The organism is Haloarcula sp. CBA1131, assembly GCF_008728975.1.
Taxonomy (GTDB): domain Archaea; phylum Halobacteriota; class Halobacteria; order Halobacteriales; family Haloarculaceae; genus Haloarcula; species Haloarcula hispanica.
Genome location: NZ_RPCY01000004.1, coordinates 227,978 through 240,617, shown reverse-complemented (window position 1 = coordinate 240,617; position 12,640 = coordinate 227,978). Strand labels below are relative to the sequence as shown.

Sequence of the window (12,640 nt, the reverse complement as noted above, 5' to 3'; positions counted from 1 at the left end):
ATGCCGAAATCGGCTGACTCAGATTCAGAACCGGGACAGCACGAGGATTCCCCCGGGGTTGAGCGGACGAAGCCGTGGCACTCCGCTGACGACGTGCCCTGGACCCTGCTCACCGAGCCCCAGCTCGCCGATGCCTACGAGGCTGTCGTCGTCCCAGCGCTGCGACGGGATGGCTTCGATCCCGGGACCGAACGTCCCTCCTACGAGTGGCTCTCGAACAACGGCTTTCGCGGGCTCACGTACGCACTGAAGGAGTACCATGACACCACCTTCGCCGAGTTCTGGGAAAACACGCTGGGATACGACACCGAATCCAGCGGGTACGACTGGGATATCGAACACGACGCGACACGCGAGTCCTTTGAGGAGTATCTTGACGCCAAGCAGGCGGCCGCTGACGACTGGACGGACAGCACGCGGGAAACCATGCGCTACCGGCTTGCTCGCTACGCTCGATCCTACCGGGAGCGCCACGGGACTGACGATCTTCTCTCGCCCGTCGACGCCGACAGCGACATCACCGAAACGGAAGCTGTCGACCGCTGCCGGGAGACCTTCGCCTACATGTCGAATGAGTTCGCTGAGTCTACCATTGCCCGCGTGCATGATGCAATCCGTACGTGGTATGGCTGGCTCGTGGAGCGCCGCGTGGCGACGGTCAACCCCACCAACGGCGCTGAGGATTGGTTCTCGTGGACTCGCTCCTCGGACACTGACCCGGTCGCCCTCAATCCCGAGCACGTCCGGTCGATGTTCGACGCCGCCATCACGAGCCGCGACCGGATGCTCGTCGTCGCTCTCGCGGGTTGGGGCCTGCGGGCCGGCGAGGTCGCGGCGCTGCACCAGGACCAGATCCATCTCGATGCCGACGACCCGTACATCCAGTTCGATGAGCGAAAGAACGGGCCGGGGACCGTCGCGATCGTCTTTGGCGAAGATGTCACCCGCCGACACGTCTCTCGGGTTGATGACTACCTGTTCCCCTCGAAGCGCTCGAAAACCGGCCACGTCGACGGCACGACAATCGCCGGTTGGTTCCACGACCTCGCCGACAAGGCCGGGGTTCCCGAGGAAATCGACGGCGTCGCCCGGAAGCCCCACATGGGCCGCCGATTCTGGTACGACGCCTACTCACAGACGACCCAGGACCTACTGGAACACGTGCAGGATATCGCTGACGAACAGGGCAGCGCGAGTGCGAAAGTCGTATTCGAGGATTACCTGACCGACGAGCGCAAGAGAGAACTCCGCCGGGAGTTCATGCGAGAGAAACTTTCAGATGCGTTCGGTGGCGAGTAATTACGACCACTTTTTCCCACACCCACGCCGTCAGTGAAGCACGAACGCTACAACCGGCTCATACAGTTCTTCCCCTCCAGATTGAACTTCGAGTTTGGCACTGACACTCGTCAGCCGATGTTGAGACTACCAACGCTCACCATCGATATAGAACTAACTACCTCAATTTATATTAAGATAGGGCCCGAACTGTGTTGTATGACTGAAGATAAATCGAGTTCCGGGGGTCTGATGGAACGCCAAACTACGGGTGAAGACCGCGTGCGGATGATCGCCCGGCAGCTATCGGAGCCGCGGACGACAAACTGGATCGCCTCTGAAGCAGACTGGTCACACGAGCCAACCAGACGCGTCCTTGAACGACTCGTCGATGATGGCATCCTCCACCGGGACGAAAGCGGTCCGCACACAACGTATTACCCTGATTACCGCCGCCAAGCAATGCAGGAGGCGATGCGTCTCCGAGACGGCGGCCACACTGTCGAAGAACTCACGGACCGCCTTGCAGACATGAAAGCGCAGATCCGCGACTGGGAGGCTGAATTCGACGTAGAATCACCAAACCAGCTTCGCGGGACCCTCGCTGACGAGTCCCTTGATACCGATGAAGAAAGTCGTCGCCGTGAGATAGCACGCGAGTGGGAACACCTCCAACGACGTATCCAGATCGTCGGATTCGCAATCCGCGAATGGGACTTCCTCGCCCCGACAAACGAATCTGTTGAGGCCAGCAGCTAACAGATGTCGGTCCCGCGTCCAGGAAGCAATCCAAACGCGAATCTCTACGCGCAGCTGAAGCGAGACGTTCTCGACCGTCTCCCACAGATTACGATGGTCGAGTACGTTCCGGACGACATCGAAGCCACAGAGTTGCGTGCAACTTTCGATCCCAACCGTCTCGATCCGCCGACGGGCCCTGATTCACCAGAACTAATTGTCCAGTGGTATCGACAGGACCCGCACGATTGGTTCCGTATCAACTATATCGACCCGAACACAGACTTCCACGCTGGCTGGCACCAAGATGAGGATCACCCTGACCTCGGACGAGCGCATTTCCAGTACTCAACCCCAAGTGAGGAGGATCGGTGGGGTATCTCATTTGAACAAGAGACTAGTTCCTTGATCCTCTGGGAAATTGTCGAAACACTGCTTGAGGATGTCCATTCGAACTACCAGTAGGTGGACAAAGAATCAAAAATATAATTATATATCTGGCATACATAGGAACATAACATCAAAATACACCAACTAATTTCCGTATACAGTTGAAAGAAAAGACAACTATCCCAATATGCACACGCAATACGAATTAACCCTATTTTCGTGTCCCTATCTCGTCCCATAATAGTGCCCAAGGTCCTTGTTGAATACATGCCGTAGCTCAGGGCTGTATAGGAACAATTGCATCTCGATGCTGAAGAATCGCACATCTAGTTTGACGAGCGAAAGAGCGGCCCAGTAGCCATCGTCTTCGGTGAAGACGTTGCCTGCCGGCACGTCTCTCGGGTTGAGGGCTATCTGTTCCCGTCCGGCGTTCGAAAACGGGCCACGTTGACCGGACGACAATTGCAGGGTGATTCCACGACCTCGCGGACACGGCTGGCGTTCCCGAGGAGATCGACGCCGTCGCACGGAAACCCCACATGGGTCGACGGTTTTGGTACGATGCGTATTCCAGTACGACAGAAGATCTACTGGAGCATGTGCAAGATATCGCCGACGAACAGGGCAGTGCGAGTGCGAAAGTAGTCTTCGAGGACTATCTAACCGCCCGATGTCGTTAGCTACGAACGAGTAGGGTAGTTCACCAAAGTATGTATTCCTAAACAGGCTTGTTATATCAAGCCACATCTTGATATTCTCTACGCCGTTCTTTTTTGTATGTGGTTTGAATTGACACCGCTCCAGCAATCACTCCGAAACTCGTTTCGGGAGTTTGCTAAGGCAATGCAGGCTGTGGTCGACAAGAGAAATAGAGCGATTCAGTTCCACGGTACTCTCGGGTACTTGGCCAAACACCATATCGAGCGTTACCACCAAGACGTGGAACTACTTACAATAGCAGACGGTCTGAACGAAAGGCAGGAAAACACGCATGCGAATGCGACGGTTGACCAGCAGGGTGAGTGGATTACATGCCGTTAGTTACTATTTCAGTTCTGGAAGGGAAGTCCGATGAGTATCGCAAAACGGTTGCGGATAGGGTTAACAAGGCAGTTCTCGAAACACTTGACTTTCCACCAGATGATCGTTATCAGCTCGTTCGAGAATTCCCGTCACAAGATTTTGAGTTACAGGAGAGGGAGGGTGATCAGATCATATTAGAGCTGACAATGCGTGCTGGCCAAGCTCGTGAAGACAAACAAGCGTTTTACGCCCGCGTGACTGAACTCTTGGAGCAGGATCCAGGAATCCCGCCAGAAAATGTTATGATCGTCATTACTGAAAACAGTGAGGAAGACTGGTCTTTCCGGAATGGCGTGGCACAGTTCATAGATAACGACTGATCTGTTCCAGCGGCGTCATCCAGTTAGTAGCGTACTCACCGGATCGTATCAACCAGTAGCTTCTGCTCGACCCGTTTGACCTCCTGTTGGACATCCTGAACCGCGTCGACATTGGCCGACAGCGATGTGATTCCGGCGTTAACCAGTGACCGGACCATCGTCGGCTTCGACGCCGCCTGTCCGCAGATACTTGTGTCCACATCGCTAGCTCGACACGTCTTGATCACGTCAGTCATCAGTGTCTGGACCGCCGGATGGAGTTCGTTGTAGCGGTTCGCCACGTTACTGTTGTTCCGGTCGACCGCAAGCGTGTACTGCGTGAGGTCATTCGTGCCGAAGGAGACAAAGTCTACCCCGGCATCTATAATTCCCTCGATGGAAAGGGCGCTTGCCGGAGTCTCAATCATCACTCCCCACCGGCGCTTGTCAGGATCGATGCCGACAGTCTGCATGTGAGACTTCGCCCGAAGCACGTCCTCGGCATCGGTCACCAGCGGGAACATCAACTCAACGTTGTCATAGCCCATCTCGTGTAAGCGGCGCACTGCGTCCAACTGAATCTCGAACACGGCGGGCTTGTCGAGGCTACGCCGGATCCCCCGATAACCCAGCATGGGATTGTGCTCTGTAGGCTCGTCCGCACCGCCATCGAGTTGACGGAACTCGTCGGTCGGCGCATCTAGCGTCCGCGCCCGGACCGGCCGCGGGTAGAACTCCTCGGCGACCGTCCGAATCCCATCGATGATCTCCTGTCTGAACGCCCGCTCACCGTGCTCGGCAATGTACTTTTCCGGGGTCTGTCCCAGCGACAGAACCATGTGCTCGATGCGCAGTAAGCCGACACCGTCGGCCCCCGATGCCGCGGCGCGCTCGGCGGCTTCCGGAATAGAGACGTTGACTTTTACCTCGGTTGCGGTCATCGGCTTCGGGATGTGTCTCGCCCCGGAAGCCTCTGTGTCCCCTGTAGCAGCGTCGGATGCTCCTGTCGGTGAGTCTGTGTCACTCTCCATCTCTGCTGTTGCGCCATCCACGACAGTCCCTTTGTCGCCGTCGATAGTGACATACTGGTCATCGGCCAGCGTCTCAGTCGCGGTTTCAGCCCCGATAACTGCCGGGACACCCAACTCTCGGGAGACGATTGCGGCGTGGCTCGTCATCCCGCCTTCATCGGTCACAATCGCCGCCGCCCGCTTCATCGCCGGCACCATGTCCGGTGTCGTCATCTCCGCGACGATAACGTCACCCTCGGTCACCGAATCGAGATGATCGAGTTTGTCGATCAACCTGACACGCCCCGACACCGTACCTGGACTCGCACCCAGGCCGGAGCTGAGAATTTCCCCGTCACTATCGCCATCGGTCTCGCTCCTGTCGTCCGTCGCAGCGCCATTGGTCGTCTCGTCGATGGTCGTTATCGGCCGGGACTGTAACATGTACACGTCCCCGCCAGCGATGGCCCACTCGACGTCCTGTGGCTCCTCGTAGTGGTCTTCGACCTGCCGACCGATCTTCCGGAGCTCGTCGAGTTCCGCCTCGCTCAGTACACGCTTGTCTTGGCGGTCGTCCGCAACCGTACGCTCGACTGTTTCGCCGGTTGCCGCGTCTTTGACGCATTTTGTTTTTTTCGTCGTGACGGTCATCTCTTCGATTGCACCGCTCTGTTTGTCGAGGATATAGTTGTCCGGGGAGACAGAGCCCGAAACAACAGCCTCACCGAGCCCCCATGCGGCCTCGATGATGACCTCCGAGTCGCCGGTCGACGGGTGGCTGGTGAACATGACGCCAGATTTCTCCGCGTCAACCATCCGCTGGACGACGACAGCTATGTCGACAGCCTCGTGGTTGAATCCCTGCTCGTCGCGGTAGTAGATAGCTCGCTGCGTGAACAGCGATCCCCAGCACCGCTTGACGCGATCCAGCAATTCCTCGCGGTCGACGTTCAGGAATGTCTCCTGCTGGCCTGCAAATGACGCGTCGGGAAGGTCCTCAGCCGTCGCCGAGGACCGGACGGCGACGAAGGGATCATCACTGAAATCATCGTAGGCGTCGAGAATCGTCGACTGGACGGTCTCGGGCCACTCGGCGTTCATGATGAGTTCGCGGGCCCGCTGTTCGGCCGCTGCCAGCGCTGTCGAATCTTCGCTGTCGACGTCAACAGCCTCGAACAGTTCCGCAGCGATACCTGCCTCCTCGATGAACGTCCGATACGTATCCGCCGTGACGATGAATGCGGATGGGACCGGGAGCCCAGCACCACGAATCTCGCCCAGAGACGCTCCTTTGCCACCGGCGGTATCGATATCACTCCCGCTGACTGCGTTCAGCCAAGCTACTGGCATTATTGGATTAAACACTGTTGTATATTATGAAGGTACGGGTTTCTCGTATCACTACTACGCTCGACTGTCGTACTTCCATCTGTGCTGGACACAGAATCTACCGTGTCTCAGATACGGTTTCACTCCAGCACGCTCCCAGCGGGCGCGAGGAGAGGGGGTGACGTAAAAAGGTCCTCCCTACATGTCGGGCCAGGCCTTCACAGCCCGACTGATGCCGGTCACGTCGTTGATCCAGCGGGCGGCAATCGCCTTTTTCAGCAGCTTCGCGGGCATACCGCCGAAGGTCTCGACGGGCATGTTCAGCACGTCGTGGGCGACGGCTTTCTCGCCGACCGAAACGACCGTCCCCTTGTCCTTGTGGGTCCAGGTCTTGAGTGGCTGGCCACGAACGGCGCGAGCCAGGTTCTCGCCGGCGACTTCGGCGGCTTGCCAGGCGGCCTGAGCCGTCGGCGGCGCGGGCTGGTCCCCGGGCTGGTCGATCAGCGCCGAGTCGCCGATGGCAAAGACGCGCTCGTCGTCGGTCTGGAAGTTCCCCTCGGTGTGGACGCGGTGGTTGCGCTCGTCTTTGTCCAGGTTCACGTCCTGCATGCAGTCCCGGCCGGTGATGCCGCCGGTCCAGACCAGTACGTCGTAGTCCAGTTCGTCCTCATCGCCGATGTAGACGGTCTCTTCGTTGACCTTCCCGATGAACTCTCCGCACTTGATGTTCACACCTGCGGCTTCTAGGCGCTTGCGCAGGGCACCCTGCAGTTCCGGATCGCTGTTGGGCAGGACCTGATCAAGGCCTTCCACGAGGTGGATGTCAATAGGCGCGTTGTGCTGATCGCGGAACTCGGCAACCTCGCCGGCGGTCTGGATACCCGAGAGGCCAGCGCCGCCGATGACCACCTGCGCCGGGTCGTTCGTGGAGGCCTCACGAGCGGCCTGCTGAATGGTGTCGTGAATCTCCAGGGCGTCGTCGAGACTTTTCAGCGTCAGGGCGTGCTCTTCGAGGCCGTCGATCCCGAAGAAGGCCGTCTGCGAACCAAGCCCGACGAGCAGGTAGTCGTACTCGACGGTGTCGGACTCGACGAGGTCGACTTCTTGAGCGTCGGTGTCGATACCGACAATCTTGTCTTGAATGAACGAGGTCGAGGGCTCCTTGATCTCGTGGATTGGGATAGCGATCTTCTCTTGGACACTTGGGTCCCGAATACACCGGTGGGACTCGTGCAGCACCAGATGGTAGTCTGTCTCAGAAATCCAGGTGACATTAGCCTCGCCGTCCAGTTCGTCCTCTACACTCTTAATCGCGCCGGCACCTGCATATCCAGCTCCTAGTACGACTATGTTCTCTGTCATAGAAGCTTCTCCGGAGGCATCTGATACAAACCCTTTGGAATCGATTTACGATCTTGCGGTGGTATCGTCACGTTGAATTGCCTCTCGGGACGACAACTCTGTAAGTCTGGTCAGGCGTTCGAGGCTGGGGAAATACCACTCTTATACCGTACGTAACCGATAGTAGTGCGGTATTGCAATAATATTCGATTCCCATTCACGGATCTTCAAAGCCGATATTACAGAAAACACCTTCCAGGCATTTGACGTTAAGAGGGATACCACTCTAACTGGAACGATTTCTGGAGACAAGCACAACAATTATTGCCGTTGTAGTCAAATGTTGTATTTGATGAAATCGTTAGATAACGTCCTACTCGCGGTTGGGGAGAACGACAGAGATCACGTTGAACGACTCCTTGATGCCGTAATCGCAGTTGCAAAACCAGCAGACGCGACTGTGTACCTGTTGCATGTGTTCACGAACGACGAGTACGAGCAATTAATGGACGACCTGGACCTGGATCCGACCTCTGGAGCGTTACAACCGGACGAGTTGGCGTCCCGGCACGACAGCGTCAGAACCCCGGCAGAGAAGCTCTCTGAACTGGGAATCGACTACGAAATACGTGGGATCGTTGGGAACCCCGATACAGAGGTTGTCCGTATTGCGGAGGAATTGGATATCGATCAGTTGTTCATCGGTGGCGCGGGGCGGTCACCGACCGGCAAAGCGGTGTTTGGCGACCACGCACAACAGATTCTTCTGAATGCGAACTGCCCCGTAACGTACATCCAGCGAGAATAAGGCGACAGCCCGGCGCAGTGTTCTCTTGCTGATTGGATTATGAGATACTGGTTCGACTGCGAATACAAACTGGATGGGATACGGTCTGGCAAATAGTGTCTTGTCGTTCGTATCTTCCGAACAATATTTCTTTCCAAGACTAGATAATATACGTTTGTAGGAAGATTATAACACATGTACTACTGTTATTCTTAAATCAGAGTTCGTTCGGTTACTACGAACGGAATGGATCGGTAACGAAGCCATGTGCCGTAGGGACCGTCTAGAACCTACAGATGAGACGCATGTCACCAGATGCCATATGTTGGGTTCGGTCAGGCCGAACAGACGTTGGAGAAAGCAGTCGGAATACAAGTCGTTCGTAGTGACCAGCAACCCAGTGTTTCTATGACTCATATTGAGCATAGACAGTAGCTGTGATCGGTCAGTCCCCAATTTATATATTGGTCTAGAGAGTGGGACTTGTATGGGAGTCGGATACACGACTATCATGTACGGCGAGGAATCGCTACTAGATGGCATTGCCGACATCGGTGCCTGTCGCTACGATGGCGTGGAGACGAGTTTGGGAGAGATCGACGCCGTGGGGGCGAATGCGTTCGAGAAACAGTTGGACGCCTACGACTTGGACCTCTACTGTGCGATGGGTGAATGGCTCGAAACACAGGGCGCGGCAGACCGTATCGCGGCCGGGGCAGAAACGGCCGCCGACCTCGGCGCACCCTATCTGGGAATCCTCCCACCGCACCGAGGGACAACCGACGACGACGATTTCGAGCGGTGGCTGGGCGAGATCTGCGACGCTGCAGACGATGCCGATATTACGCCAGTCCTGCACCACCACGGCGGGACCCGCGTCGAACAACTCGATGAAATTGAGGAGTGGCTCGACCGCGCCCCGGATTCCCTGGGACTGCTCTGGGATACGGCTCACCACTATCCGTACGATAAAGGTGATCCAGAGGGTGACCTGTCCGACGGTATCCGCCGGTTCGCTGACGACATCGAGTACGTTCACCTGAAAGACGTCGCACCGGATGCGGGCTTCGATGACCACGTCGCCGCACTGTCGGAGGGGAAGTTCCGGCTCGACACCGTGTTCCTCTACTACAACGCCTTCACCGACCTTGGAGAGGGCGTCATTGACTTCGCCGCCACCCATGACGCGCTCGAGGAAATCGGCTACGACGGACACATCACGATTGAGATCGAGAACCAGACGAAAGACCCGATTGCCCACGCCAAAGAGAATCTCGACTACTGGTGGGAGATTACCGGCCAGTAGTCGACTGGACTGGATCGCATCGGTGACTCCAGCGTACCGGAATCGGCGCAGCTGTGTACAAAACGTTTTGTTCCTGGCTGTGTGAGATGTACCCGTATGGGAATCGGATACGCGACCATCATGTACGACTCGGAGGCTGTCGTCTCCGAAGGGATCGGCGATTTCGCAGCGTGCCGGTACGACGGTGTCGAAATCGGACTGGGAAAGGCCGAAGCCATCGGTGAGGCGAAACTGCGCGAACTACTCGACGAGTATGACCTCGATCTTTACTGTGTTATGGCTGGCTGGCTCAATACGGAAGAAGACCTACAGGCCGCCGTCGACGGCGCGGAACTAGCCGGCTCGCTGGGGGCGAACTTCCTCGGGATCTTGCCGCCGCCTCGGGGCGTCGTTGACGACGACACGTTTGCCGACTGGCTCGACCAGATCGGAGCCGCTGGGAAGGAAGCCGGTGTCACACCAATAGTTCACCATCACTTCGGCGCACACATCGAACAGCCCGAGGAAATCCGGCGCTGGCTGGATGAGGGACCGGACAACGTAGAACTGCTGTTCGACACGGCACACTACTACGCCTACGGCGACGTCACCGAAGGGATCGAACGGTTCGCAGACGATATCGCGTACGTCCACCTCAAGGATATCGATCCTCCAGCAGAGTTCGAAACCCACGTCGAGAACCTCACCGCTGGCAAGAAAGACTACGACAGCATTGTCAACTACATCTGGGCGTTTACGGACCTCGGCAAGGGTGTTATCGACTTCAGTGAGGTGTTCGAGACCCTGGATGAAGTCGGATACGACGGCCATCGGACCATCGAGATCGAGAACCAGAAGGACCATCCGCTGGTCCACGCCAAGGAGAATATCGACCATCTACGGTCGGTTACTGACCGCTGAGCGGCGTCAGACCCTTCCAAATCCGACCACTTGTACTGAAGAAATCGACCGTACCGTTCGGTGTAACGTTACGTCCGTGGTTCGCCGACCAGTTCATGCCCCTGGAACTCACGGAACAGGTCGGCAATGAGTTCGACGTCACGCTGTGCGTCGGTCGGCGTCGTCCGCGGGTGGCGTTCCCCTCGACGCAATTCTTGAAATGTTCGAGTTCGCGCTTGAACGCCTCGTCGGTCGACGGCGTGTGAATCGTCTCCTCGGTTTCCTCGGTCCCCTGCTTGACACGAACGTCGGCCGGGGTGTTCTTGATGAACGCGTTCGAGAAGCCGATGGAAACGGAGCGGTCTGGTGCATCGACCTGGATCCGCTCGTCGTACCACATCCGGTCGGTCGCCCCCGATTCCAGCATGCAGCGGAGGTCGTCCTCGTAGCGGAGCTGGGCCGTCAGATACTTCCAGTCGCTGAATACATCGACGTGGTCGATGCCCGTGACAGCGCCGAATACGCCGCGGAGCGCGTTCACGTCGTGGCAGATACTCTCTAAGTGATAGCCGTAGGCACGAGTGAGGGTCTCGTCCTCGGTCCCGATAGCCGCCTCGCACTGACGCTGCCGGGCCGCCATGCTTTCTTCGATGAACGAATCGTCGAGGTCAGCCTGGATGAGGTCGTAGGTGTCCTCGAGGACCGAACCGACATCCGGCGGAATGACGACGCTGGTGGCGAGATCGATCTGATCGATATCGTCGACCAGTTCTGCGAATCGCTGAAAACCGGGGTCGTAGCGCTTCATATACCCGACCATGCAGTCGACATCAGCGGCGTCAGCGGCTTCGACAACGCGCTCTGCGTCCTCGGGCGTAACGGCGATGGGCTTCTCGACGAACGTGTGGAGGCCCGCTTCAAGCGCCGAGATAGCGAGGTCGGCGTGGGTCTGCATCGGTGTCGCGATGACCACGCCATCGAGGTGATTCCGCTCCTCCTGAATGAGCGTCTCGCTGTCCCGGTAGCGGTTGGGAACGTTGTATCGGTCGCCCAGCGTTTCGGTGGTGTTCGCTCCTGGATCGGCCAACGCCTCGATTTCGATGTCTGGAATCTCTGCCAGATACGGCAGATGCATAATCTGAGCGATACTCCCGGCTCCGATCATTCCGACTTTCATGACATACGAGAATGGGAGAGACATTCACAAATAGGTTTCCCTCGGGAGGGCTATTTCGGCTCCAAGAACTCCTGTTCGGATGGGTGCGCAGACGAGAGAGAAAGTCGAAAAGCAGTGTCCAACTGTCGGCGACGGCGCTACTGAATCGCGCCGGTCATGCGACCGACGAGGTCCTCGCGGTCAATGGTGCCGTCGTTTTCTAGTTCTGCGACGAGACTCCCGGAGCGGAGCACGGCAACGCGGTCCGCTACGTCGAACACTTCCTGCAGGTTGTGGGTGATGAAAATGACCGTCTTCCCGGATGCCTGGAGCTCTTCGATCAGGTCCAGAATCTTCTGTGAGCCCTCGACGGATACCTCGGCGGTGGGCTCGTCGAGGATGACGACTCTCGGGTCCGAAATGAGTGCCCGAGCGACGGCAACAGCCTGCTGCTGCCCGCCGGAGAGTTCGTCTGCCACCGCGTTGGGGTCGATCTCGAACCCGATCTCGTCCAGCGCTTCAATCGACCGCTCTTCCATATACTCCCTATCGATACGGCGGAGAAGCTTCCCTCGCAGCCCGCCTTTCGTCGGTTCGCGGCCCATGAACACGTTCGAGGCCACGTCGTGTTGCATCGACAGCGACATGTCCTGAAACACCGTTTCGATACCGGCCCGCTTGGCCATCGACGGCGAATCGAGGACGATGTGTTCGAGGTCGCCGGTCTCCTCGTTACGCATTTTAAACGTCCCGGATGTCGCCGGAATAACACCGGAGAGGAGCTTTATAAAGGTCGATTTCCCGGCTCCGTTGTCACCGACGATAGACAGGACCTCGTTGTCTTTTATCGAGAGGGAGACGTCTTCGAGCGCAACAACGCCGCCGTAGTGTTTCGAGACGTTCTCTACGGAGAGAATGGTGTCATCGTCCGCTCCCGTACTGGTGGACGTATTTACATCTCTATCTACTGTCTGCTCGTCTGCCTTTGACATGGTGGAAAAATCACAATCCACCATTATAAATGTGGTGGGTTATTGCGGCTGC

Annotated in this window: 12 protein-coding genes and 1 pseudogene; 9 read left to right on the top strand and 4 right to left on the bottom strand. The window is 57.3% G+C overall.

Annotated elements, in window-relative coordinates; genetic code table 11:
* From Har1131_RS18905 to Har1131_RS18885, 6 genes and pseudogenes are all read left to right on the top strand, one after another.
* Entirely contained in the window at nt 1-1,299 is a 1,299-nt protein-coding gene (locus tag Har1131_RS18905) for a tyrosine-type recombinase/integrase (RefSeq protein WP_151148222.1), read from the top strand.
* Nucleotides 1,300-1,497: 198 nt separating this feature from the next.
* Nucleotides 1,498-2,037, top strand: coding sequence for a hypothetical protein (locus tag Har1131_RS18900; RefSeq protein WP_151148220.1), 540 nt, complete (start codon nt 1,498-1,500; stop codon nt 2,035-2,037).
* A gap of 3 nt (nt 2,038-2,040) precedes the next feature.
* Complete coding sequence (locus Har1131_RS18895) at nt 2,041-2,481, top strand: hypothetical protein (RefSeq protein WP_151148218.1); 441 nt, start codon at nt 2,041-2,043, stop codon at nt 2,479-2,481.
* Nucleotides 2,482-2,697: 216 nt separating this feature from the next.
* Nucleotides 2,698-3,071, top strand: a pseudogene (locus Har1131_RS22810) (hypothetical protein); the annotation flags it as partial.
* 112 nt (nt 3,072-3,183) lie between these two features.
* Nucleotides 3,184-3,447 carry an acyl-CoA dehydrogenase family protein gene (locus Har1131_RS22805; RefSeq protein WP_151148216.1) on the top strand — a complete coding sequence of 88 codons (264 nt, stop codon included), beginning with the start codon at nt 3,184-3,186 and terminating at the stop codon, nt 3,445-3,447.
* Nucleotides 3,438-3,809, top strand: a complete 372-nt coding sequence (locus Har1131_RS18885; protein WP_151148214.1) for a tautomerase family protein — start codon at nt 3,438-3,440, stop codon at nt 3,807-3,809. Before Har1131_RS22805 ends, Har1131_RS18885 begins: the two co-directional genes overlap by 10 nt.
* Nucleotides 3,810-3,844: 35 nt before the next feature.
* On the opposite strand, the gene ppsA is transcribed toward Har1131_RS18885, so the two are convergent.
* Nucleotides 3,845-6,148, bottom strand: a complete 2,304-nt coding sequence (ppsA, locus tag Har1131_RS18880) for a phosphoenolpyruvate synthase (RefSeq protein ID WP_151148212.1) — start codon at nt 6,146-6,148, stop codon at nt 3,845-3,847.
* A gap of 177 nt (nt 6,149-6,325) precedes the next feature.
* On the bottom strand, nt 6,326-7,489 hold the full coding sequence (locus Har1131_RS18875) for an NAD(P)/FAD-dependent oxidoreductase (protein WP_151148210.1): 1,164 nt from the start codon (nt 7,487-7,489) through the stop codon (nt 6,326-6,328).
* 331 nt (nt 7,490-7,820) lie between these two features.
* Between Har1131_RS18875 and Har1131_RS18870 the strand changes: the two genes are divergently transcribed.
* From Har1131_RS18870 to Har1131_RS18860, 3 genes are all read left to right on the top strand, one after another.
* Complete coding sequence (locus Har1131_RS18870; protein WP_151148208.1) at nt 7,821-8,276, top strand: universal stress protein; 456 nt, start codon at nt 7,821-7,823, stop codon at nt 8,274-8,276.
* 466 nt (nt 8,277-8,742) lie between these two features.
* Nucleotides 8,743-9,561, top strand: coding sequence for a sugar phosphate isomerase/epimerase (locus Har1131_RS18865; RefSeq protein WP_151148206.1), 819 nt, complete (start codon nt 8,743-8,745; stop codon nt 9,559-9,561).
* Nucleotides 9,562-9,657: 96 nt separating this feature from the next.
* Nucleotides 9,658-10,461 (top strand): sugar phosphate isomerase/epimerase, encoded by an 804-nt coding sequence (locus Har1131_RS18860; RefSeq protein ID WP_151148204.1) that lies wholly within the window; start codon nt 9,658-9,660, stop codon nt 10,459-10,461.
* Here the strand turns inward: Har1131_RS18860 and Har1131_RS18855 are convergent.
* Entirely contained in the window at nt 10,448-11,617 is a 1,170-nt protein-coding gene (locus tag Har1131_RS18855; protein ID WP_225308187.1) for a Gfo/Idh/MocA family protein, read from the bottom strand. The genes Har1131_RS18860 and Har1131_RS18855 overlap by 14 nt on opposite strands.
* A 137-nt stretch (nt 11,618-11,754) precedes the next feature.
* Nucleotides 11,755-12,588, bottom strand: coding sequence for an ATP-binding cassette domain-containing protein (locus Har1131_RS18850; protein WP_191907517.1), 834 nt, complete (start codon nt 12,586-12,588; stop codon nt 11,755-11,757).
* Between the last annotated feature and the right edge of the window lie 52 nt (nt 12,589-12,640).

Excerpts from the sequence above, each read along its gene's own strand:
- Har1131_RS18905 (WP_151148222.1), top strand. The coding sequence starts at position 1 with ATGCCGAAATCGGCTGACTCAGATTCAGAACCGGGACAGCACGAGGAT.
- Har1131_RS18900 (WP_151148220.1), top strand. The coding sequence starts at position 1,498 with ATGACTGAAGATAAATCGAGTTCCGGGGGTCTGATGGAACGCCAAACT.
- Har1131_RS18895 (WP_151148218.1), top strand. The coding sequence starts at position 2,041 with ATGTCGGTCCCGCGTCCAGGAAGCAATCCAAACGCGAATCTCTACGCG.
- Har1131_RS22805 (WP_151148216.1), top strand. The coding sequence starts at position 3,184 with ATGTGGTTTGAATTGACACCGCTCCAGCAATCACTCCGAAACTCGTTT.
- Har1131_RS18885 (WP_151148214.1), top strand. The coding sequence starts at position 3,438 with ATGCCGTTAGTTACTATTTCAGTTCTGGAAGGGAAGTCCGATGAGTAT.
- ppsA (WP_151148212.1), bottom strand. The coding sequence starts at position 6,148 with ATGCCAGTAGCTTGGCTGAACGCAGTCAGCGGGAGTGATATCGATACC.
- Har1131_RS18875 (WP_151148210.1), bottom strand. The coding sequence starts at position 7,489 with ATGACAGAGAACATAGTCGTACTAGGAGCTGGATATGCAGGTGCCGGC.
- Har1131_RS18870 (WP_151148208.1), top strand. The coding sequence starts at position 7,821 with ATGAAATCGTTAGATAACGTCCTACTCGCGGTTGGGGAGAACGACAGA.
- Har1131_RS18865 (WP_151148206.1), top strand. The coding sequence starts at position 8,743 with ATGGGAGTCGGATACACGACTATCATGTACGGCGAGGAATCGCTACTA.
- Har1131_RS18860 (WP_151148204.1), top strand. The coding sequence starts at position 9,658 with ATGGGAATCGGATACGCGACCATCATGTACGACTCGGAGGCTGTCGTC.
- Har1131_RS18855 (WP_225308187.1), bottom strand. The coding sequence starts at position 11,617 with ATGAAAGTCGGAATGATCGGAGCCGGGAGTATCGCTCAGATTATGCAT.
- Har1131_RS18850 (WP_191907517.1), bottom strand. The coding sequence starts at position 12,588 with ATGTCAAAGGCAGACGAGCAGACAGTAGATAGAGATGTAAATACGTCC.